The sequence below is a fragment of the Leptolyngbya sp. PCC 6406 genome (assembly GCF_000332095.2).
GTDB lineage: Bacteria > Cyanobacteriota > Cyanobacteriia > Phormidesmidales > Phormidesmidaceae > PCC-6406.
On record NZ_KI913949.1, the window covers coordinates 2,396,512 to 2,420,207 of the forward strand.

Annotated in this window: 11 protein-coding genes; 9 read left to right on the forward strand and 2 right to left on the reverse strand. The window is 55.0% G+C overall.

Features of this window, described 5'->3' with window-relative positions; all coding sequences use genetic code 11:
• Positions 1-274: 274 nt before the first annotated feature.
• The 6 genes from LEP6406_RS0210695 to LEP6406_RS0210720 all read left to right on the forward strand — a co-directional run bounded on the left by LEP6406_RS0210695 (position 275) and on the right by LEP6406_RS0210720 (position 8,239).
• Entirely contained in the window at positions 275-2,254 is a 1,980-nt protein-coding gene (locus tag LEP6406_RS0210695) for a protein kinase domain-containing protein (protein ID WP_027269037.1), read from the forward strand.
• 8 nt (positions 2,255-2,262) lie between these two features.
• Entirely contained in the window at positions 2,263-3,303 is a 1,041-nt protein-coding gene (locus tag LEP6406_RS0210700) for an RsmB/NOP family class I SAM-dependent RNA methyltransferase (RefSeq protein ID WP_008308009.1), read from the forward strand.
• Positions 3,304-3,603: 300 nt separating this feature from the next.
• Positions 3,604-4,341: a zinc ribbon domain-containing protein gene (locus LEP6406_RS0210705; RefSeq protein WP_008308006.1), complete on the forward strand. Its 738-nt coding sequence runs from the start codon at positions 3,604-3,606 to the stop codon at positions 4,339-4,341.
• Between the two features lie 59 nt (positions 4,342-4,400).
• Positions 4,401-5,678 carry a cytosine deaminase gene (gene codA, locus LEP6406_RS0210710; RefSeq protein WP_008308004.1) on the forward strand — a complete coding sequence of 426 codons (1,278 nt, stop codon included), beginning with the start codon at positions 4,401-4,403 and terminating at the stop codon, positions 5,676-5,678.
• A 172-nt stretch (positions 5,679-5,850) separates the two neighbouring features.
• Positions 5,851-7,647 carry a tetratricopeptide repeat protein gene (locus LEP6406_RS27500; RefSeq protein ID WP_008308002.1) on the forward strand — a complete coding sequence of 599 codons (1,797 nt, stop codon included), beginning with the start codon at positions 5,851-5,853 and terminating at the stop codon, positions 7,645-7,647.
• A gap of 145 nt (positions 7,648-7,792) precedes the next feature.
• Positions 7,793-8,239: a retroviral-like aspartic protease family protein gene (locus LEP6406_RS0210720; RefSeq protein WP_263971162.1), complete on the forward strand. Its 447-nt coding sequence runs from the start codon at positions 7,793-7,795 to the stop codon at positions 8,237-8,239.
• A 50-nt stretch (positions 8,240-8,289) separates the two neighbouring features.
• On the opposite strand, the gene LEP6406_RS34760 is transcribed toward LEP6406_RS0210720, so the two are convergent.
• Entirely contained in the window at positions 8,290-12,570 is a 4,281-nt protein-coding gene (locus tag LEP6406_RS34760; protein WP_027269038.1) for an nSTAND1 domain-containing NTPase, read from the reverse strand.
• Positions 12,571-12,847: 277 nt separating this feature from the next.
• On the opposite strand from LEP6406_RS34760, the gene LEP6406_RS0210730 reads away from it, so the two are divergent.
• The 3 genes from LEP6406_RS0210730 (at position 12,848) to LEP6406_RS30220 (ending at position 23,226) form a co-directional block, all read left to right on the forward strand.
• Positions 12,848-14,329, forward strand: coding sequence for an aminobutyraldehyde dehydrogenase (locus LEP6406_RS0210730; RefSeq protein ID WP_008309380.1), 1,482 nt, complete (start codon positions 12,848-12,850; stop codon positions 14,327-14,329).
• A 519-nt stretch (positions 14,330-14,848) separates the two neighbouring features.
• Positions 14,849-16,057 (forward strand): sensor histidine kinase, encoded by a 1,209-nt coding sequence (locus tag LEP6406_RS0210735; RefSeq protein WP_008309378.1) that lies wholly within the window; start codon positions 14,849-14,851, stop codon positions 16,055-16,057.
• 56 nt (positions 16,058-16,113) lie between these two features.
• Positions 16,114-23,226 carry an AAA family ATPase gene (locus tag LEP6406_RS30220; protein ID WP_008309376.1) on the forward strand — a complete coding sequence of 2,371 codons (7,113 nt, stop codon included), beginning with the start codon at positions 16,114-16,116 and terminating at the stop codon, positions 23,224-23,226.
• 34 nt (positions 23,227-23,260) lie between these two features.
• Here the strand turns inward: LEP6406_RS30220 and LEP6406_RS30225 are convergent, their stop codons facing one another.
• Positions 23,261-23,674: a DUF2752 domain-containing protein gene (locus tag LEP6406_RS30225; RefSeq protein ID WP_051463668.1), complete on the reverse strand. Its 414-nt coding sequence runs from the start codon at positions 23,672-23,674 to the stop codon at positions 23,261-23,263.
• Positions 23,675-23,696 lie beyond the last annotated feature (22 nt).

Genomic DNA, 23,696 nt, shown 5'->3' on the forward strand with positions numbered 1-23,696 from the left:
CAATACCCCAATACCCCAATACCCCAATACCCCAATACCCCAATACCCCAATACCCCAATACCCTCCCAGAGCAGGAATTTTTCTGTAAAGACCCTAAGAATCCACCAAAACTCGTAAGGGGCCAGTTGTTCTGAACTATGCTGGTTCCATAAACGGCAGGGATACTATCCGGCAGCACCCTAGCCCTAAGACAACGGCTCTAAATACTGCTCTAAAATTTAGGGTTTCCCCAACCGGGGTCTACGTACACCATGGTGTGGTGCTTCTGGCGGTATGATTTCCTGCTTGAATCCTAACTGTTCACAACCTGCTAACCGCGATACGGCAGACGCCTGCCATGCCTGCGGAACGCCCTTGGTCAAGTTACTACGAGGGCGGTATCGTCCTATTAAGCTAATTGGGCGGGGTGGCTTTGGGCGCACCTATTTGTCGGAGGACTGGGACCGCCTCAATGCCCCCTGCGTCGTCAAACAATTTGCCCCCCAAGCCCAGGGCACCAAAGCCTTTGATAAGGCCGTGCAGTTGTTCACCCAGGAGGCGGTACGGCTCCATGATCTAGGGGAACATGCTCAGATTCCTGCCCTACTGGCCTATTTTGAGCATGAGCAGTACCTCTATCTAGTGCAGCAGTTTATCGATGGCAAAACCCTAATCCAGGAGATGGTCCAGAAGGGTCCATTGGATGAGGCGGGTGTTCGGAGCCTACTGAAGGATCTGCTACCCGTCCTTGATTTCATTCACCACCACGGCGTAGTTCATCGGGATATTACTCCCAGTAATCTCATTCGCCGGGAAACCGATCGCCGCCTATTTCTAATCGATTTCGGCATTGCCAAGCAATTCGGAGAAGCCCTCGCTCTGGAACCCGGTACCCGCATCGGCACTGAGGGCTATGCCCCCATCGAACAATTACGCAGTGGTCAAGCCTACCCCTGTAGTGATGTGTATAGCCTGGGGGCCACTGCTCTGCATCTATTGACAGGGCGCAAACCGGAGCGGTTGTACGACCCTATGGAGGGCTGCTGGCGCTGGCGAGAATATCTGGCCCAGCAAGATCTGGAGGTCAGTAAAGAACTGGGGCAAATCCTGGATCGCATGGTGAAGGATGCGGTAAGTGAGCGCTACCAAACCGCCGCCGAAGTCCTGGAGGACTTGACCTACTTGCCCCAACTCCAGGGCAATGTACCGGCATGGGTGCGCCAGCATCCCACTGGACGACTCTCGGAAAATACCGCCTTGCCGGTGTCAACCCCTCGGGAGGCTCCCGATACCGTAGTGCCGGTCACAACTCCTCCTACACCGCCGTCTGCGCCTCTGCCATTGCCCTCTTCTGGCACTCCTGTGCTTAAGGTGCCTCCGGAAAGTGGTTGGCATTGCATTGGAATGCTGCAAGGTCACCAGTCTTGGGTGACGACAGTGGCCTTTAATCCCCGCACCCCTACCCTGGTCAGCGGTAGTCTGGATGACACCATTAAGGTCTGGAACCTCCAAACTGGAGCCCTCATGTTTACTCTCCAGGGCCATCCTCGGGGGGTTAATGGGGTCACTATCAGCGCTAAGGGGCAGGTGCTTGTAAGTTGTGGTGATGATGAGACGGTGCGGGTGTGGAATCTAACGGCGGGGCGACGACTCCACACCCTCAAGGGTCATGTGCGGGACGTGACCAGTGTGGCCATTGGTCATGAGGGATGGCTTTTGGCTAGTGGCAGCAAGGATAAAACGATTAACCTCTGGAAATTGGATAAAGGCACCCTAATTCGGACTCTGACGGGCTCTCCAGCGGCTATTAAGTCCTTGGCTATTACTCCCAATGAATCGCTGCTCCTCAGTGGGGGGATGGACAATCGGATTCGTATCTGGGATTTGAAGACGGGGGTGGTGGTGCGGACGCTGGCGGGCCACCATGGGTCCGTGAACTGTGTCACGGTCAGTCGGGATGGGTTATTTGTTGCTAGTGCTAGTAAGGATCGCACGGTCCGTTTGTGGAGTACGGCTACGGGGGCTTTAATTCATTGTCTCAGTGGCCATTTGCAGGAGGTTAATTCTGTGGAAATTGCCCCCGACAATCGCACTATTATCAGTGGTGGTACCGACGCTACGGTGCGTATTTGGGATGCGAAGACTGGCCATTTACAAACGACGCTGGCGGAGCATACCAATGCGGTGACTTCCGTGGCGATTCACCGGAGCGGTAGGCTCCTGGCCAGCGCTAGTGCCGATAAAACCATCCGCATCTGGAAGCGAATGGGATAGGGGAATTGGTGGTTAAGAAATCTCTCTCGGCTACAGATCCTTCCCGTCATCTGGTCAAGCTAAGTCAGCAGGTGTTTACAGAGGAGTGCGATCGCACTTCCTTTATCCAGACCCTACAGCATCCCATCTCCTATCCCCCCGCCATTCTCTGGACCCGCCCTCGCCCTGAGTCCTTGCCGTCGGACCTGACCCCGTTACCGCCCCTGACTTGGCAGCCGACCTGGGTCGATCGACTGCCCCTGGGTAGCCGTCCGGGAGCCCATCCTCTGCACCAATCCGGCCATTTCTACTGTCTGGACTTTTCCTCCATATTTGCCATTTCAGTACTGGGAGCGATTCCTACCCCCGTGACTACCTTGGTGGACCTTTGTGCTGCCCCTGGGGGCAAGAGTCTCTACAGTTGGCGGGCTCTCCAGCCCACAACCCTCCTCTGCAATGAGACCGTGCGTAAGCGGGTCAAAATTCTGATTGCCAACCTCAAGCGCTGCGGGGTATTCCAGGCCCAGGTATTCAACCTGGACCCCGCACTGTGGGCAGAACATACCCCCCACAGTGCCCAAGTGGTGGTGGTGGATGCCCCCTGTAGCGGCCAATCCCTATTAGCCAAAGGGGGAAAGGTTCCTGGTTGCTTCCATCCGATCACCACGAATCGTAATGCCAATCGTCAAAAGCGGATTCTGGCGGGTGCGGCTCAACTGGTGGCACCAGGGGGCTATCTGGTATACACCACCTGCACCTATGCCCCGGCGGAAAATGAGGAGGTGGGGGCATGGTTACTTCAGCGATTCCCGGAATTCGCTCCTGTCCCTGTACCCTATCTCCAGGGGTTCCAGTCGGCTCTAACGGATCTGCCCTGTTATCGCCTGTGGCCCCAGTCGGGGCTGGGGGCGGGCAGTTTTGCCCTGCTGTTGCACAATACCCAGGCGGGCCAATCTGCTTCTCTCAATACCGAGTTCCTCGACCCTCGCTGCTATCGCCTGTCGCCAGGAGCGCCCGGTTCAGGTTCAGGGGATTCAGATCCAGGTCTGGATTTAAAAATTCAGGATTAGGGTATCAACGTAAGCCGAGACAATATTGGTTCCAAGGAATTCAGGAGTCAGGAGTCAGAATCCAGTACTCTCCTAGATTCTGGCTCCTAACTCCTAACTCCTCCCCAGAACACTTGTCCCGCTTTGAGTTGATACCCCAGGATTAAATCAAGTGGGATAGCGGTCTCGGCTTCCCACGGTCAGGCAGGATGCCTAACCTAAAAGACCGGGATTCCTCACCTTGCCATCGATTTCCGCGTGGGAGGGCAGGGGTTAGCGTCACAATAGGATGGAACAGAACCCGACGGCGGCATACCCACCATGGCTTACACCTGCGACTTAGGCGGCGGACAGCATCTTTACATTGACAACATTGGTGACCAAACCGCTGTCACCCTAGCTTCGGGGGGGCCGGGGCAACAGCAGCAGTCCGGTAGCCAGTTCACCACTGGGGCTTGGACCGCACCGCCGGAGCTATTTCGCACCGAACACGGGGTTGTGATCAAGCTCAGTACGAACCAGGGCGATCAGCATCTCCAGTTCCAATCGGGGCAATTGGGTTGGATGTCTAGTGGCCATACCCTGGCCCATGCCCAGCAGATGCAGACGAGCCAAGTAGCGGCGATGCCGAAGGGGACGCTGCCGACGATGGAACCGATGCAGTTTTCCCAACCCGCTTCGTCCCAAGTTTCCCATGCCCCCGGTGCCCAACCGAGTCCGATGCCCTCGGTGACTCCTGGAATGCAGCCGATGGAACCGATGCGTCCTATGCAGCCTATGGAACCGATGCGCCCCATGCAGCCGATGCAAATGGGGAATATGACGATGAATGCCAACCCCATGGAGATGCGGATGGGGAATATGGAAATGCGGATGGGGACACCCCCTTCCAGGACTTCCCCGGATCATGCGTCTGCGGCGAGTGCTGCGGCGAGTACTGCCTCGGCTAATTCCTCGGCCTCTAGTGGGTCTGCCAGCAAGTTTTGTAGTCAGTGTGGTTCTCCGGTGCAGCCCAGCGATCGCTTTTGTGCCAATTGTGGTCACCCATTGGGAACGTAATTGTAGTAAGTCTAAATACCGGGTCTAAATACCGGACATAGCGTAACGAGGGATGGGGCATGACCGCGACGGTAGCGTTGGTATTGCGGCGGGGGCGACTGCTAGGGAGCCCTGCGACGGGGGAATTGGTGGATATTGCTATGGATGGCGGCTATATCACCGCTATTGGTCCCCGGCTTGCGGTGACTGGAGCCCAGGAGATTGATGTGCAGGGGCAGTTGGTGAGTCCCCCTTTTGTAGAATCCCACATTCACCTCGACTCGGCGCTGACCGCTGGCCAGCCCCGCTGGAATGAGAGTGGCACCCTGTTTGAGGGGATTGCCATCTGGAGCGATCGCAAACAGTCCCTAACGCTGGCGGATGTTCAGGAACGTGCGATCGCAGCTTTGAAGATGCAGGCCCGCCAAGGGGTGCTGTTTGTCCGTAGCCATGCCGATGTCAGCGAGCCCAATTTCACCCCTCTGAAGGCGCTGCTGGCGGTGCGAGAGGCGGTGAAGGACTGGATCACTGTGCAGGTGGTGGCCTTTCCCCAGGATGGGATCTACAGCTCACCGGGAAATGCGGAGCGGATGGAGGAGGCGCTAAAACTGGGGGCCGATGCGGTGGGGGGCATTCCCCACTACGAACTGACGCGGGAGGATGGGGTGAAGTCGGTGCAGTACGGCTTTGACCTGGCGGAAAAGTACGATCGCTTGGTGGATATCCACTGCGACGAAATTGATGATGACCAATCCCGGTTTCTAGAGGTGGTGGCGGCGGAGGCCATCCGCCGGAACATGGGTCATCGGGTCACCGCCAGCCACACGACCGCCTTTGGCTCCTATAACAATGCCTATGCCTTTAAGCTGATGGGCTTTGTCAAGCGGGCAGGGATTAACTTTGTCGCCAATCCCCTGATCAACCTCACCCTCCAGGGGCGGGGCGACACCTACCCCAAGCGGCGGGGCTTGACCCGCGTCAAGGAACTGTGGCAGCAGGGACAGAATGTGAGTCTGGGCAGCGACTGTATTCAGGATCCTTGGTACAGCTTGGGGACGGGTAATCTACTGGAGGTGGCCTCTGTGGCGGTCCACGGCTGCCAAATGACGGGCCGGGACCAACTGGAAGCCTGCTATGCCATGATTACGGAGAATGGTGCCCGTACTCTGAATCTGGCGGGGAATTATGGGCTGGCGGTGGGGCAACCCGCTAATGTTATTACCCTGGATACGACGGATGAGATCGCAGCAATCCGCGATCGCGCCACGGTCTGCACCGTAATTTCGCGGGGAGTCCCCCTGGTAACCACGGTACCGGCCCAAACCACCTGGCATCGAGATCCCGGTAACTTGAGTTAAGCAGGGGGTGAGGTTCCCGACTTCCCCAAGAAGATTTCATAAAGGTCAGAAAAATTTGAATATCCGATGAAGAGCAGTTCTACGGGTGCGCGATGATGGAGAGAATCGCCACAATAAGAACTATTGAGCTTGCCCTCGGGTAGAGACCTCAAATTAATCGGGTGCAACTGCTATGGCTAGTCAGATTTTGGGTGGTCGTTACCACATTCTCCATCACTTGGGTGGGGGAGGATTTGGGCAAACCTATCTCGCCGAGGATCGACATCTGCCGGGACATCCCCGCTGTGTCGTCAAACGGCTCCAGCCCCGGACAACGGATCCTATCGCCCTAGAGTCGGCCCGCCGCCTCTTCGACGCGGAGGCGGAAGCGCTCTATTCCCTAGGCACCCACGATCAAATTCCCCGCCTGCTAGCCCACTTTGAGGAAAACACCCAGTTTTACCTCGTGCAGGAATATGTGGAAGGCACCCTGCTGACGGAGGAAATCCACCCCGGTAAACAGCTCTCAGAAACGGCGGTGGTGGAGCTAATGCAGGATGTCCTCAACACCCTCCGCATTGTTCACCACCATCAGGTCATTCACCGGGATATTAAGCCCTCTAACTTGATTCGCCGCCATCGGGACGGCAAGATCGTGGTGATTGATTTTGGCTCGGTGAAACAGGTCAGCAGCCAGCCCATTGAGGAAAATGGCCAGATCAGCATTACCGTGGCCATCGGCTCCATGGGCTACATGCCCAACGAGCAACTGGCGGGGCAACCCAGCCTCAGCAGCGATATCTATGCCGTGGGAATGCTGGCTCTGCAAGCCCTGACGGGCCTCGATCCCCGCCGGATGCCCAAGGATCCCCGCACCAGTGAGGTCATGTGGCGGGATTTGACTTCGGTACAATCTCCCCTGGCCGATGTGATTGACAAGATGGTGCGCTACGACTTTCGCCAGCGCTACCACAGTGCGGGCGAAGCGTTCCAAGCTTTGCAGGCAGCGATTTCGCCGACTCCCGTTGTCGTTCCAGCGACTTCCCTGGCCACAGGGATTACCCCCACCCCTGCGACGTTTTCCGAGAGTCATCTGGCTTGGCTAGAGCGGGCCGATGAGCTATTTCAACAAAATCGCTTTGCCGATGCCCTGCCTTGGTACGACAAGGTGGTGCAGATTCAGCCCGATGCTGTTACCGCTTGGTTCAAGCTGGCCTTGGCCCAAGAAAACTTGGGTAACCCAGAGGCGGCGGTGGTGGCCTACGATCGCGTGCTGCAACTCCAGCCCGATGACTACCTGGCTTGGCTAAAGCGGGGCAATGCCCTAGAGCAATTGGGGCGGATGGAGGGAGCCCTAGCGGCCTATGAGGAGGTGCTTCGGATTCAACCAGACAACTACTGGGTCTGGAATGATCTGGGCCAGATCCAGGAACGCCTCAACGAATTGGATACCGCGATCGCGGCCTACAATCGGGCCATCCAACTCAAGCCCGACTTTCAACTGGCGCTGGAGAACCGCAAGCGCCTGCTGATTGCCCTCAAGCGGGTGGAAGCCCTCTACACCCTGCACCATTACGAAGAAACCATTACCGCCTGCGACCAAGCCATCCAGGATAACCCTCGCGATGTCGATGTTTGGCTGATGCGAGGTATGGCCCTGGAAAACCTAAAGCGGATGCCGGAAGCCGCCATGGCCTACAACCGGGTGGTGCAGTTGCAGCCGGAGGATCATATGACTTGGTTCAAACTGGGCAGCATTCTAGAAAGCCTAGATCGAGTCCAGCAAGCGGCGATCGCCTTTGGCAATGTGGTGCGCCTCCAGCCGACTAACCACTGGGCATGGCATCAGCGGGGCCGAATGCTGGAAATGTTAGACCGCTCCCGAGATGCGATCGCATCCTACCAGCAGGCCATCCAAGTCAAACCCGACTACGAAGCCGCCCGCAGCGCCTACCACCAACTCCTGCGGCAAACCGTCCCCGCCTCCTGAAATCCCCAGTCCCCCAGTCATTCTCCTCCTGTAGCGTGGGTCGAAGCATGAGACCCACGGCAGGATTGTTTGCCTACCCTAGAGCCGCAGGGAGCTACCCCACTTTGCTCCCTACTACAATAAACGCACTGCACTCTCAGGAGGCATGGTCATGCTATCAACCGCGATCGCACACATGGGCAAAGTGGTTACCACAATCAAAGTTGCCAACTTTGTGGACAAAGTTCTGGCAGAGCGGGGCTTTATTCCCCCAGAGCAGATACGGGCTCTCAGCGTTGATGAAGTCATTGTCGATACCGGAGCCTCAATGCTCTGCTTGCCCAGCAACCTGATTCAGTCTCTGGGGTTGCGCTATGCCGGGGAAGTGGGTACGCGCACCGCCACCGGGGCAGGGACCGCCCGTATCTTCCAAGGCGTGTTGCTAGAGATTGAGGGAAGAGAAGGTACCTTTGACTGTCTAGAACTCCCCGATGGCGTCGCAACGCTGTTGGGGGTCATCCCTCAAGAACAACTCGGGCTAGAGCCAGATTTGCAAAACCAATGTTTGCGGTTGCTGCCTATCACCCCCAAAGAGTCCTACATTTCAATGTAAATAACCCTAAGGGATCTGAAACCGCCTTTTTTTCGTCCACCCCGCATCCCCTAGAAAAACTGCCCCAAGTCGAGATCGGGGGCCAGCTTCCGGGCCTCCTCCAGCTTTGCCGCCGCCGCCCCCCGCTCCCCATCCTGGGCCAGCGCCACCGCCTGGGCCTGATAATACCGGGCCAAATCCTGCCGCCCCCACACCTGCTGCTGACAAAACGCCGCCACCTGCCGCTCTAGGTCGCTACGGGGCCGGGTCAAGCACCGCTGCCGCAACAACCGCAAACTACAGGCATACAACCAATCCCGCCACGTCCCTCCCGGCCACAGGCGCACCGTGCCGTCATCCCCCGCCGACACCACCCGATCCCCCTGGGGGCTAAAGGCCACCGCCAAGACCCTGCCCGCATGGCCCTGCCAGGGCGCGCCGATCTGACCGCCCGCCAGATCCCACAGGCGCACCGTGCCGTCATCCCCCGCCGACACCACCCGATCCCCCTGTGGGCTAAAGGCCACCGCCAAGACCGTGCCCGCATGGCCCTGCCAGGGCGCGCCGATCTGAGTACCCGCCAGATCCCACAGGCGTACGGTGCTGTCCGCCCCCGCCGAGGCGACCCGATCCCCTTGGGGGCTAAAGGCCACCGCCAAGACCGAGCCCGAATGGCCCTGCCAGGGCGCGCCGATCTGAGCGCCCTCCAGATCCCACAGGCGCAGGGTGCCGTCAGAGCCCGCCGACACCACCCGATCCCCCTGTGGGCTAAAGGCCACCGCATAAACCCCGCTAAAGACCCCACCCGAATGGCCCTGCCAGGGGTTACCGATCTGATTACCTGCCAGATCCCACAGTCGCAAGGTACAGTCCTCCCCTGCCGAGACCACCCGATCCCCTTGGGGGCTAAAGGCCACCGCCCTGACCCATTCCTGATGGCCCTGCCAGGGGTTACCAATCTGATTATCTGCCAGATCCCACAGTCGCAAGGTACAGTCCTCCCCTGCCGAGACCACCTGCTCTCCCTGGGGGCTAAAGGCCACTGCATTGATATGGCCGTCATGGCCCCACCAGGGTTTGTCGAGCTGAGTACCCGCCAGATCCCACAGGCGTACGGTGCCGTCCGCCCCCGCCGAGGCGACCCGATCCCCCTGGGGGCTAAAGGCCACCGCTAAAATCGTGCTGTCATGGCCCTGCCAGAGGTTATCGAGCTGAATACCTGCCAGATCCCACAGATGCACGGTGCCGTCCGCCCCCGCTGAGGCCACCCGATCCCCCTGTGGGCTAAAGATCACTGCATTGACATAGCCGTTATGGCCCTGCCAGGGTTTGCCGAGCTGAGTACCCGCCAGATCCCACAGGCGTACGGTGCTGTCCGCCCCCGCCGAGGCGACCCGATCCCCCTGTGGGCTAAAGGCCACCGCCAAGACCGAGCTCGAATGGCCCTGCCAGGGCGGGCCGATCTGAGCGCCCTCCAGATCCCACAGGCGCACCGTGCCGTCATCGCCCGCCGAGGCGATCCGATCCCCCTGGGGACTAAAGGCCACCGCCCTAACCCATCCCTCATGGCCCTGCCAGGGGTCGCCGATCTGATTGCCTGCCAGATCCCACAGGCGCACCGTGCCGTCCGCCCCTGCGGAGGCCACCCGATCCCCCTGTGACCTAAAGGCCACCGCATTGACCCATCCCTCATGGCCCTGCCAGGGTTTGCCGATCTGATTGCCTGCCAGATCCCACAGGCGCACCGTGCCGTCCGCCCCTGCGGAGGCCACCTGATTCCCCTGTGGGTTAAAAGCCACTGCCTCGCCGCCCCCGCCAAGGAATATATCCGAGTGGGCTTGCCAGGGGTCGCCGATCTGATTGCCTGCCAGATCCCACAGGCGCACCGTGCCGTCCGCCCCCGCCGAGACCACCCGATCTCCCTGTGGGCTAAGAGCCACCCCCCTGACCTCATTCCCATGGCCCTGCCAGGGTTTGCCGATCTGATTACCTGCCAGATCCCACAGGCGCACCGTGCCGTTACGCCCCGCTGATACCACTCGATCCCCTTGGGGGCTAAAGGCCACTGCATTGACAGAGCCCGAATGGCACTGCCAGCGCATGAAGTCGCAGGGGTGGGTGAAGGCCCGATGCAGCACGTCTTGGACAGGGGAAATTACTTCCCCTTGGAACTTGACTTGGCTGATGGTTACAGCTTGGATGGCCAAGAGGTGTTTTTCCAGGGGATTGGTGTTGGGGGCAGTATTGAGGCGGGTACAAGTTTCCCTCAACTGAGCCTCAGCCAAGGCTTTTTCTAACGCCGCCACCCGCCCCTGTTCCTGGGCATCGCTGTGGTCAAAAAAGTCCCGCAGCGGCCCCGCTGACACCGCCAACGCCCCCCACTGCTCCCGTAGCTCTGCTAGCAGACCCCCCTGCACCAGATAGGCATCATCCTGCCCTTTCTCTTCCCACTCCTGCTGGGCATCCTTCAGCCGTTGCACCAACAGGTGCTGAGCCCGGTTTTCCTGCCGCCACTCCACAAACCGAGGCCACCCCCCCATCAGCGCCTCATGGGCCAAATCCAATAGCTCCCCATTTTTTCCATCCCGCACCAACAGCCGCCCCGCCACCAATGCCTCCTGCACATCAACCCAGATTTGCTGATCTGGCCCTGCTGCCTGCTGCGCTAGCAACCGCTGCCACTCCTGGCGACAGCGGGTATCCACCCCCTCCGGCCCAATCCGCACCAACGCCACACACAGATCCCGACAGATCTGCCGCTCCCGCTCCGTTTTAAGATCCCGTTGATAAAGGGTCTCCGCCCGCTGGGCCAACGCCCCCTGCAACCGCCCCATGGCTCGATAGGCAGCAACGGTAAGCTGGTGCTGGGTGCGATCTCGCTGCTGCCACAACTCCGCCAGGGCAAACTCCAGCAACGGCAAACAATTGGGCTCCGTCGCCCCATCATCCAAAATCAACCCCAGCAACTCCCCCGGCACCTGGTAGTTGAGACAGGCCGCTGGCCCCGTAATCGCCTGCTCCAGATCCGCCCCCACCAGCGGCCCCAACCACACCGCCCCCTGCTGGATCATCGGCATCAACTGGTGACAGGCCAACCACTGGGGGACAAAATCCGCCCGCATCGTCATCACCACCCGCACCACTGGCTCCGGCCCTTGCCACACCGCCGCCAACCAATCCAGCACCCGCCGCCGCCCCGCCCCATCCCGGCAGACCGTAAACAGCTCCTCAAACTGATCCACCACCATCAACGTCGGTGGCCCCGGTGGCCACATCGCCACCACCGCCCCCCAGTCCCCCGCCTCCAGATGGCCATACACCGCCCCAATATCGCGGTTGCCAAACACCTGTCGAAAGCTGCGCTTCACCTCCCCCCAGGGCTCCAGCCCCGGCATCCACGGCTCCAACACCCGCCACCCCTGTTCCTGCGCCCAGGGCACCACCCCCGCCCGCACCACCGAGGACTTGCCACTACCCGATGGCCCAATCACCGGCACCACCGCCCCCCGGCCCAAGTGCTGCACGATTTGGACAATTTCGCGATCCCTACCAAAGAAAAACCGCCGCGTCTCCGGCGTAAACGCCCGCAACCCCTGGTAAGGTTCACTGGTTTCGTCCTCCACAGGTGCGATCGGCTGGTGGCGCGATCGCACCACCACCACATCCGTCCCCGCATTGAGCCAAGTTGGTTCCTGCCCCACCCCCCGCAACTCAGCACTGATCCGCTGAAATAATCCCGAAGTGGTGATGTCCCCGGCCTCAGGCGGTGACTGCAACCCCGCCACCAACGCCCCCGTAAACAAACTATGGCGATCCTCCCGCTCCGCATAGGCTTGTTCAAATCCCCGACAGGCGGCAATCAGGCAATAGTTGCGATCGATGAAGGCTGACAACCCGGCCTGAATCGTCCCCTGCTCTAGGGCATAGCCACTGTGGCAACAATCCAAAAACATCACCAGGCTGGCCAAATTAGCCCGCTGCACCAACCCATTCAAGCGCCGAAAGGATAACCCCCGCCGCTGATTCAGTACCCGATCCCCCGCCAGTTCCACCTGGCAGTCCGCCGTAGCCAAGTACCCCTCCTGGTCGTCCTCCGTCTCCCCCGCGATGAACCCATGGCCCGTGAAGTAGATCACCACGTCATCCCGGTTGGCCCGCTTCAGGAGTAGGGTTTCTAGGGCGGAGCCTAGGCAACCGAACGTGACCCCATCTATAAGTAGCTGGATATCCTGAAAATCTCCCCGCTGCTTCAGCAGGTCATGCACCCTTTGGGCATCCCCTTCCGGTTTGGTCAGCCGAGATAAATACTGGTACTGCTGGCCAATGCCAACAATCAGGGCATAACGGGGCATAGTTAGGGGTCGCTGAGGTTCGATTACCAAGGATTGGGCGGCGACGGTTTATCCCGGTGCCCTGAAAACGGGGCATCGCTGGCGCGGGTGCATCCTACGACCTTGATGCTGGGGGTGTTGACATCATATTCCCTGCCCCACTGTTCATCCAGTGCATCGTCGTCTCCTCATCTGCTTTTCTTCACCGTCTCCCCATAATTCAGTGCGCCGGACTGCGCCGGACTGGGTCGGGACAGGCTATATGTAGTCTGGTGCCCAGATTTCCCCGAGGTAAGCCATGTCAACGTCTACACCCCTGCCCCACTACCCCATGGTGATTGGGGCCGACACCGTTGCCAGTGGCAGCCAAACCCTGATCGATCCAGCCACAGGCCAGAGCTTTGCCACCGTAGCAGTGGGGACAGCAGCAGACGTGGATCGCGCCGTGGCAGCGGCTAAAGAAGCCCAACCCGCCTGGGCAGCGCTATCCGTGGGAGAGCGCAGCACCGCCCTCTGGAAACTGGCGGACGCCCTAGAGGCCCACAGCGATCGCCTCGCCCGTCTAGAAAGTCAGAACGCGGGCAAGCCCCTGAAATTAACCACTGGCGGCGACATTCCCTTTGCCATTGACAACCTCCGCTACTTCGCCTCAGTCGTGCGCCGCCAAGAAGGATCCGCCGCCGGGGAATACGTCGGCGGCTACACCAGCTTCACCCGCCGCGAACCCATCGGCGTCGTCGGAGCCATCGCCCCCTGGAACTACCCCTTCATGATGGCGATTTGGAAACTAGGGCCAGCCCTAGCAGCGGGGAATGCCGTAGTCATCAAGCCCGCCCCCAATACCCCCATCACCACGATCGAACTGGCCAAAATTGCCCTAGAGGCGGACCTGCCACCAGGGCTCATCAACGTCGTCACCGGCAATGTAGAAGTCGGCGAAGCCCTCTGTACCCATCCTGATATCGGCATGATCACCTTCACGGGCAGCACCCGCACCGGGCAGCGGGTCGCGGCCCTCGCCACGCCCCTGGTGAAGCGGGTAACCCTGGAACTGGGGGGCAAAGCGCCCTTTGTCGTGTTTGCCGATGCCGACATCGAAGCCGCCGCCCGAGGCGCTATCCCCGCCGCCTACATGAACACAGGACAAGATTGCACCGCCGCTACCCGCATCTATGTGCAGGATGCCGTCTTTGACGCCTTCCTAGAGCGGTTCACCGCCCTGACCCAAAAAGTGCGGCTGGGTCATCCCTTTGAGGAGGGGACAGACCTGGGTCCCTTGGTCAGTGAGGCCCAGCGCCAAAAGGTAGACGGCTACGTCCAAGCCGCCCGCCACCAGGGCATCACCATCGCTACCGGCGGCGTCCTGCCTGAGGGACCCGGATTTTTCTATCCGCCGACGATCCTCGTGGAGCCATCCCAGGCCGCAAGCTGTGTCCAGGAGGAAATCTTTGGCCCGGTGGTGACGGTAAATCGCTTCCAGGACGAAGCGGAGGCCATTCACCTCGCCAATGACGTACCCTACGGCCTCGCCGGGAGTGTCTGGACCCTAAATGTGCAACGGGCCATGCGACTGGCCGCCGCCCTGAAGTGCGGCACGGTGTGGATCAATGACCACCTACCCCTGGGCAGTGAGATGCCCCACGGTGGCTTCAAGCAGAGCGGCATTGGTAAGGATATGTCCCACTACGCCCTAGAGGAGTTCACCGTCGTCAAGCACGTCATGCTGGACCTCAGCGGCGACCAGCGCAAGGACTGGCATAGCGTAGTTCTAGAAGATTAGCGGGTTCTCTTCAGCGGTGGTCATCACAGCCACGGGATGCCATACCGGGAAAAGTGCTCAGAGCTGGAGGGGCATGGGTTGCAATTGTACGACTCCACGCCCTGGCCCCTCAGGATTTGCTTCGTGAACAGGACGACAACACTGAAATACCCCCTGCCACAAGTTTGTCACAACCTTCCACTACCTTTAGGTTGGGGCTAAAAATAGTTGCTATCTTGGTGCGTCTATAGAACGATCCTGCATGACACTTGAGCAAGCGTTTTCGTAGGTTTCCTCCTAATGCAGATCCTATCCATACCAAGTCCAGCTCGAAATCGGGAGTTTCCCCACCGGGAAAACTCCACTTCTGGACTTGGGCAAGGTCTAAAACGCGGCTCAACCCACGCTGCGATGGCTTTCAGAAATTAAATGGGGTTGCTCTAGGGCCTTCAAGGCAGATAGGCATTAACTCTATTGATTTCCCTGAAGGTAGAAAATCAAAAATATTTAGATTGATCTGGATAAATCTGGATAAACATTATGGAAGCTTCATTCTTTAAAGAGGTGCCTACATTCTTAATTCTAGCTGGCACGATCACCATGATCGTATCCATCCGAAAAACTCAGAATCTACTACTTCTATTTCCCCCGGAACACATTCCTCGCAATTGGAAGATTCTATACTCTCTGATGATTATGTTTTTGGGAGGCTATTCCTTAGCTGCCTGGTTAACTTGGGAGCAAAATACTAATTTAGTTACCTTGCTGACCGGAATGGTTTTCTTTGGTGGCTCCTTCTTTGTGCTCTTTAGTGTTACCACCTATCATCAAACACTACAACATCTGATTCATTCAAAACAGGAGCTAAGTCAGGCCAAGCAATGGGCAGAGGAATCTCTGGCTCGATTACAGCAGGTGCCCACACTTATTCAAACAGAGAAAATGGCTGGATTAGGTCAAATGGTTGCTGGGGTTGCCCATGAAATCAACAATCCAATCAATTTTATTCATGCCAATATCCACCCCGCCAAAAATTACATCCACGATTTGATTAAATTGATTGACCTCTACCAAGAGGTTTTACCCCATCCCAATCTTAAAGTTGAGCACTATCGACAAGTAATCGATTTTGATTTCCTCAGGGAGGATGTATCCCGCCTGTTGAATTCCATGGAAAATGGTTCTCAACGAATCACAACTATTGTCAGCAGCCTCAAACATTTCTCACGTATGAATGAGGCGGTCATCAAGTCGGTGGATCTACATCAAGGCTTGGACAGTACCCTGATTATCCTAGAGCATCGGTTGCGGGCTCATGGCCACCGATCGCCCATTCAAGTTATTCGTCGCTATGGGGATATTCCCTCCATAACTTGCTATGCCGGGGAAATCAACCAAGTATTCATGAATATTCTGGTTAACGCTATTGATGCCTTAGAAGAAGCAATGGTCAACCAGAATCTCCAAGATGCCTACATAGAAATTGAGACGCGCTGCCATCAGCAATGGATTCAAGTTGTAATTCGAGATAATGGCATTGGCATTCCGACAGACGTTCAAAAGAAACTATTTGATCCTTTCTTTACAACTAAAGCCGTTGGCAAAGGGACTGGATTAGGGCTCTCCATCAGCTATCAAATCATTACCCAAAAGCACTCTGGGTATCTTAAATGTGACTCAAAACCGGGCAAAACAGAATTCATTATTGAGTTGCCCTGTAACGAGTTTGAGCAACTAATCGCGGTCTAATTTTACTTGATAATTCTAATCCTCTGGCTCCACAATTCATCCTTGATATTTATCCTATGACGAGTTTGATCCTCTCTCAATTGGCTGGCTATACCGCCTTGGAATCCATTTACCAGGGCAATCGCACCACCGTATATCGCGGGCGCGACATCGCTAGCCAACAGAGCGTCATCATTAAAGTTCTGTCTCAGGAATATCCCAGCTTTGGCGAGCTGATTCAGTTTCGCCACCAATATGCAGTCACCCAAAACCTAGCGGTGCCAGGGATTACCTCTCCCTTGGGTCTAGAACCCTGGGGTAATGGCTACGCCCTGATTATGGAAGACTTTGGCGGGGTCGATTTAGGGCAATATGCCCAGCAACACCCCCTGACCCTGACGGATACCCTCAGCATTGGCCTGCAATTGGCTACGATCCTCCACGACCTGCACCAAGCGCGGGTGATCCACAAAGACATTAAACCTGCCAATATTCTGATTCATCCAGAAACCAAGGAGGTGACACTGATTGACTTCAGCATCGCCTCCCTCTTGCCCAAAGAAACCCCCACCCTCCAAAGTCCCCAGAGCCTAGAGGGTACTCTGGCTTATCTGGCCCCAGAACAAACCGGACGCATGAACCGGGGCATCGACTACCGCACCGATTTCTATGCCCTGGGGGTCACCCTATATCAACTGCTCACGGGTGAGCTGCCGTTCTCCAGTGATGATCCCTTAGGGATGATTCATAGCCATCTCGCTCAAATGCCTACCCCGGTTGATCAGGTGAACCGGGCGGTGCCTGCCATGGTGGCGGCGATCGTGGCCAAACTGATGGCTAAAAATGCTGAAGACCGCTACCAGAGCGCCCTGGGACTTCAGCAGGATCTACACCAATGCCTGAGTCAATGGCAAGACCGGGGTGAAATTAGCGCGTTTCCCTTGGGCCAGCGAGATATCAGCGATCGCTTCCTCATTCCTGAAAAACTCTACGGTCGAGAAAAAGAAGTCCAAACGCTGCTGCAAGCCTTTGACCGTGTAGCCGAGGGTAGCTCAGAGTTACTACTGGTGGCTGGCTTCTCCGGCATTGGCAAAACCGCCGTTATTAACGAAGTTCACAAACCCATCGTGCGGCAACGGGGCTACTTCATCAAAGGCAAATTTGATCAGTTTAATCGCAATATTCCCTTCTCTGCCTTTGTTCAAGCTTTCCGCGACCTCGTGGGACAGTTACTGTCAGAATCTGATGCTCAATTGCAACTCTGGAAAGTGCAAATTCTAGGAGCACTGGAGGGAAATGCCCAGGTAATTATTGATTTAATCCCTGAACTAGCACGCATCATTGGGCCACAACCACCCGCCCCGGAACTATCGGGTGAAGCTGCCCAAAACCGCTTTAACCTGCTGTTTCAAAGCTTCATTCAGGTCTTCACTACTCCAGAACATCCCCTAGTCATCTTCATTGATGACCTCCAGTGGGCAGATCTCGCCTCTTTGGGCTTAATGCAGTGCCTGCTTACAGAGGCTCAATGCAAATATCTGTTGGTCTTGGGAGCTTATCGAGATAACGAAGTGTTTCCCGGACACCCCTTCCTCATAACCGTGAATGAGTTACGAAAAACGGAGGTATCTCTCCAGACGATCGTTCTGCGACCCTTGGATGCCGACAGTCTAAGCCACCTGATTGCCGATGCCTTTCATGCTCCACAGGCAATTGTGCAACCGTTGACGGAACTGGTGATACAGAAGACCCAAGGTAACCCCTTCTTTGCTACCCAGTTTCTCAAAGCATTATACCAAGACAGCCTGATTACCTTTGACCAGAACGCTCGCCATTGGCAATGTGACTTGGTGCAGGTGCACAGTGCCGCATTGACCAATGATGTGGTGGAATTTATGGCGTTGCAGTTACAAAAACTGCCCGCAGCCACCCAAGGCCAGTTGACATTTGCTGCTTGTATTGGGGCACAGTTTGACCTCAAAACTCTCAGCATTGTCTCGGAACAATCTCAAACTGAAGTAGCTACAGCCCTATGGTCAGCCCTCCAAGCGGGAGTCATTTTACCAACCAATAAGATCTATCGGTTTTATGGGAACGATAGCCAGTCGGATTACAACTCAGCCCCGAAGGATGATTTTTCTGGACAGGTTAACTACCGTTTTCTCCATGATCGGATTCAGCAAGCTAGCTACTCTCTGATTCCAGCAGAGCAAAAGCAACAAACCCATTATCGCATCGCTACCTTACTTCAGCAAAACCTGACAGAATCGGAGCAGGAAGAGCGGCTTTTTGCCATCATCAACCATGTAAATCTCAGCCGTACCCTGGTGACAGCAGCCACCCAACGGACTGAGTTATCCCAGTTTAATTTGCGGGCTGCTCGTAAGGCTAAAGCCGCAACCGCTTACGGTGCGGCCCTTGAGTATCTGAGCATTGGTATCGAGCTATTACCTACGGATGATTGGCAGCAGGAATATGCGCTAACGCTAGCTCTACATCGCGAAATGGTAGAGGCTTGCTACCTCAATGCTGACTTTGAGCAGATGGAACAGTGGGCTGAAATCAGTCTGCAACAAGCTAAAACTGTGTTAGATCGAGTCCCCATCTATGAGGCTAAGATTCAAGCCTGTGTGGCTCAAAATCAACTTGGCTTAGGCATCGAGACAGCCCTGGTTATTCTGGGTGAATTGGGGATTGACTTGCCGGATAATCCTACGCCAGAAGATGTGGGGGCAGCTCTGGGTGGAACCCATGCTCTATTAGCGGAAATTTCGCCCCCGGACTTGGTTGATCTGCCGCTGATGACTGATGACTGGGCTCAGGCAAAAATGCGAATTTTGTCTAGCATGTTTGGAGCTGCATATAATGGGCGTCCCTTACTTTTGCCTTTGACCATTTGTCAACAAGTTGAGTTGTCTTGGCAGTATGGTAATACGGAATTATCAGCCTTTGCCTATGCCAGCTATGGCTTAATTCTTTGTGCCTTTACTGGGGTTGTTGAGCGCAGCTATCAGTTTGGAAAACTGGGTTTGGCCTTAATGGATAAGCTGAATGCGCCACAACTCTGTGCCAAAATTGAAGGCATCTTTAATAACTGCATTAGACATTGGCAAGACCCGTTGCAGATGACGCTCAAGTCTTTTTTGAAGGGCTATGAGACTGGGTTAGCCACGGGTGATGTGGAGTGGGCTGTATGGTGCATCTTTGGTTATGGCTTTTATGCCTATTGCTCTGGGAAAGAACTTCTTGACCTAGAAAAGGAATTGGCTAGCCATGGAGCCGCGATCACTCGTCTGAAACAGACGACTGCCTTGCGCTATCACCAGATGTACCATCAAGCAGTTCTGAACTTAATCGGTAATAGTGAAAATCCGGATTGCTTGGTGGGCTCTAGCTATGATGAAACACAAATGCGGGCTCAACATTTACAAGTCAATGATCGCCCTGCAATTTACCATCTCCATGTTAATAAACTGATTCTCTCTTTCCTATTTGGCAAATACGATCAAGCCATTGCTGAAGCTGCGATCGCAGAACAATACCTAGATGGTGTGCCCGGTTTGTTTGTCAGTGCTTTGCTGCCTTTTTATGATTCCCTAGCACAATTAGCGGGTACGCAGCGGACTGATGATGATGAGTCGCCTGCCATTCATCAGCGGCTGCAACGCCACCTAGAGAAGCTTCAAGGGTGGGCAGATCTAGCCCCCAGCAATTATTTGCACAAGTTAAGACTGGTAGAAGCAGAGCATTGTCGGGTGCTGGGTCAACGCTATGAAGCTCTAGAAAAATATGATCAGTCCATTGCTGCTGCAAAAGACAACGGCTACCTGCAAGAGGAAGCAATTGCCAATGAACTTGCAGCCAAGTTTTACCTAGCCTGGGGTAAAGAAAGAGTGGCGGCAGGCTATATGCAAGACGCCTATTATTGTTATTCCCGCTGGGGGGCAAAGGCCAAAGTATTGGACTTGGAGACTCTCTATCATGACTTATTACGTCCCATCCTAAAGCCCTCCGCCCCTGTCTCTGATGTGTTTTCTAATCTGATGACGATTACACAGCAGAAAACTTCTTTTAATTCTGAGTCTGGCTCTGATACAGGGCAACACAACTTCAATCAAACTTTTGACTTTGCTAATATTTTACAGGCTTCCCAAACTCTTTCTGGCACACTCAAGTTAGATGAGCTCCTGCATCAGCTTACCCAAATTATTTTGCAAAATTCTGGGGGCGATTTATGTGCTCTAATCCTTCCCAAGGATACAGGTATTTGGCAGGTACGGGCGATTTCCACCCAGCAGGAAACTCGTCTTTGTACGGAAACACTCGATCACAACACCACTCTGCCTACCAAGCTAATTCAATATGTCAGAAATACTCAAGAAGTAGTTGTCATCGACAATTTAGAAACTAATCTGCCAGTCTTAGATGACTATCTGCAAACGCAACAGCCTCAAAGCATATTGGGTTTACCAATTCTAAATCAGGGTCGCTGTATCGGTATTTTATATCTACAAAATTCCCTAACTCGTGGGGTTTTTACCCATGAACGCACTGCGGCTCTTAGCTTCCTCTGTACCCAAGCAGCTATTTCCCTGGAAAATGCTCAACTGTATCAAGAGGTGGATAACCTAGCCCAGGCTTTAAGGCAAGCATTAGACTTCAATACTCAAGCGTTAAATAAGACTCAACTCCAGCTACAACTGGCCCTTGACTCCTCAAATATTGGCCTATGGGATTGGGATATTCAGAGCGATGAGATGCTCTTTGATGAGCAGTGGAAACAGTTACTGGGTCATATCCACGAATATGAGCCTCAGCCTAGCGTCACCGAGTGGGAGAGTCGTGTTCACCCTGAAGATTTGGAAATTGCCAAGATGGGTATGGCACAACATCTGCAAGGCAAAACGTCGATGTATGAAAATGAACATCGCATCCGCTGCAAAGATGGCCTCTATAAATGGATTTGTGCCAAGGGGCGGGTAGTGGAATGGGATGAGTCAGAACATCCGCTGCGATTTATTGGTACATTTACGGATATTAGCGATCGCAAACAAATCGAACTTGCGCTCACGGAGGTCAGTGCCCAACTCAGAAAAGCCCAAGATATTGCCCAACTCGGTCACTGGTCCTGTGATCTGGTGAATCAGACGATTAGTTGGTCAGCAGAAGTGTTTCAGATCTTCGGTCGTTCATTAGAGCAAGGAGAACCAAACTTCGAGGAATATGTTGATTACATTCATCCCGAAGATCGAGCCCAGGCTGTAGACCAGCTCACTATTGCTAGCCAAGGTGTGTCCCAGAACTTTGATCACCGCATTGTTCACCCTGACGGCACAGTTCGCCACATCAATTGCCGGACTGAACTAGAGTTGCAGGGAGGCCAAGCAGTGCGACTCTTTGGGGTCGTCATGGATATCACCGACCGCCGGGTGGCCGAGCTAGAACTGGAACGCTTTTTTACCATTTCCCTTGACCTCCTTTGTATTGCCGATACTGGCGGTCATTTCCGTCGCCTTAATCAGGCATGGCAAGATATTCTGGGTTATCCATCTGCGGAATTAGAAGGGCAAGTCTTCCTGAATTTTGTTCACCCTGAGGACATTGACGATACCCTCGCGGCTGTTTCCACCCTAGATGAAGGGCAGACTGTGATTAAGTTCACCAATCGCTATCGCACCAAGGCAGGAACCTATCGCCATATTGAATGGCTGTCTGTGCCCCAAGGTGAGCTGATTTATGCCGCAGCGCGAGACATTACAGAGCGGGTTGAAGCCCAGGCTAAACTAGAAGCCCTCTTAAGCAGCACGCAACTCCTCAACGATCTCAGCCATCAGATTCGCCAGTCCCTAGACCTCGATCAGATTATTGAGACCGCAGTAGATGCTGTCTTCAACCAAATTGAGGTGGATATTTGCACCTGTGTCCGCTACTGGAAGGAGAATGGTCATCCCTACTCCGAAGTAATACGGGAAAACCGTCGCCCAGAGATGGCAAGTTGGCTGGGAACTTATGATCTAGCGGAATTCCCTGCTTATCATCAAGCATTGCTCAGGAATCAAGTGTTCACCTTTGATCGGGAAAACCTTGGAGAAGTCTATGATCCGGGCATTGACCGCTTCTGTGAATCAGTAGGCATTACCCGGTACTTGATGGTACCCATTCAAACGTCTGGTGAACGGCTGTGTCTAGAGCTAGGGCGAGTTGCAGGGAGGCCAGGATGGCAAGCCGATGAAATTGACCTGTTAGAAAGTCTGGGGACGCAAATTGCGATCGCAGTTCAACAGGCTGACCTCTACCAAACTGCACAACGCCAAACTCAGGAACTCAAAACCGCCTATCAAGAGTTGCAAGAGACGCAAGTGCAATTGATTCAAGCCGAGAAAATGTCTAGCTTGGGGCAATTGGTCGCTGGTATTGCCCATGAGATCAACAATCCCGTGAGCTTTATCTATGGCAATCTAGAACCCCTGGCAGGGTATGCGAATAATTTATTGGACATTATTCGGGCTTATCAAAATACCTACCCACAGCCGACCCCAGAGCTAATCGACTTAGTGACAGAGTTGGATCTGCCCTTTATTGTCGATGATTTGCCGAAAACTCTCGAATCCATGAAAACAGGAGCTTCTCGAATTCGAGATATTGTTAAATCTCTGCGGACGTTCTCTCGGTTGGATGAAGCCCAACTCAAAGCGGTTGATCTTCATGAAAATATTGACAGCACCCTAATGATTTTGCAAAACCAGCTAAATGGCCGATCAGGGAATGCGGAAATAAAGATTATCAAAAACTATGGCAATCTGTCTAATTTTGAATGTCATATTGGTTTGCTGAATCAAGTTTTCATGAATTTGTTGGTGAATGGGATTGATGCCATTGAAGAACGTCAACAAATTGAAAGAAATTCAACCTATCAAGGAGTAATTGTAATTACCACCCATCAGGATGAGTCTGGAATGGTTTCAATTTCGGTGCAAGATAATGGCATGGGTATGACGGAGCGGGTCAAGACCAAGATTTTTGAGCCGTTCTTTACCACTAAATCTGTGGGCAGCGGTACTGGTATGGGGTTGCCCACTAGTCATCAAATTGTTACCAAATATCACCAGGGCGAAATCAACTTCGACTCAACCCTGGGGGAAGGTACAACCTTTAACGTGCGCTTGCCTCCAGGGTTGATAGGTCAGTAGGATGATTGCTCTAAATTATGGTCTAGGGCAAGGTTTAAAGGGCCTTGGCTCCGATCTTGACAAACCGCCACAGGGCGGTTTGGTCTAGCCCCCAGGGTAAATCGCCTGCTCCATAACGGACCCACAGCCGTAGGAGGTAGTAACCCAAGTAGGTGGCTGTGATTAGCACGAGGCCGCGCCAGTTGAGCAGAAAGGCGTAGATCTTCATCAGCGATCGCCGCGATCGCAACTCCAGCACCGCTGTCGTGAGAATGGTGAGAAATCCTGCAAAGATCAGCGGCCCAAAGGCGTGGAATTGCATTGCTGTCTTCAGATCTCCCCGAACTAGAGCTAGAAAGGAGCGAGTGAGACCGCAACTGGGGGAGGGAAAGCCAAAGTGGACTTGGAACTGGTAGGGGGGGGTGTCACCCTGTAAGCAAATCGGCGGTGGCAGACAAAATTTGAACAAGTCTGTATAAGGATCAGGGCGA

Excerpts from the sequence above, each read along its gene's own strand:
- LEP6406_RS0210720 (WP_263971162.1), top strand. The coding sequence starts at position 7,793 with ATGGTCATGCTATCAACCGCGATCGCACACATGGGCAAAGTGGTTACC.
- LEP6406_RS0210705 (WP_008308006.1), top strand. The coding sequence starts at position 3,604 with ATGGCTTACACCTGCGACTTAGGCGGCGGACAGCATCTTTACATTGAC.
- LEP6406_RS0210730 (WP_008309380.1), top strand. The coding sequence starts at position 12,848 with ATGTCAACGTCTACACCCCTGCCCCACTACCCCATGGTGATTGGGGCC.
- codA (WP_008308004.1), top strand. The coding sequence starts at position 4,401 with ATGACCGCGACGGTAGCGTTGGTATTGCGGCGGGGGCGACTGCTAGGG.
- LEP6406_RS34760 (WP_027269038.1), bottom strand. The coding sequence starts at position 12,570 with ATGCCCCGTTATGCCCTGATTGTTGGCATTGGCCAGCAGTACCAGTAT.
- LEP6406_RS0210735 (WP_008309378.1), top strand. The coding sequence starts at position 14,849 with ATGGAAGCTTCATTCTTTAAAGAGGTGCCTACATTCTTAATTCTAGCT.
- LEP6406_RS0210695 (WP_027269037.1), top strand. The coding sequence starts at position 275 with ATGATTTCCTGCTTGAATCCTAACTGTTCACAACCTGCTAACCGCGAT.
- LEP6406_RS27500 (WP_008308002.1), top strand. The coding sequence starts at position 5,851 with ATGGCTAGTCAGATTTTGGGTGGTCGTTACCACATTCTCCATCACTTG.
- LEP6406_RS30220 (WP_008309376.1), top strand. The coding sequence starts at position 16,114 with ATGACGAGTTTGATCCTCTCTCAATTGGCTGGCTATACCGCCTTGGAA.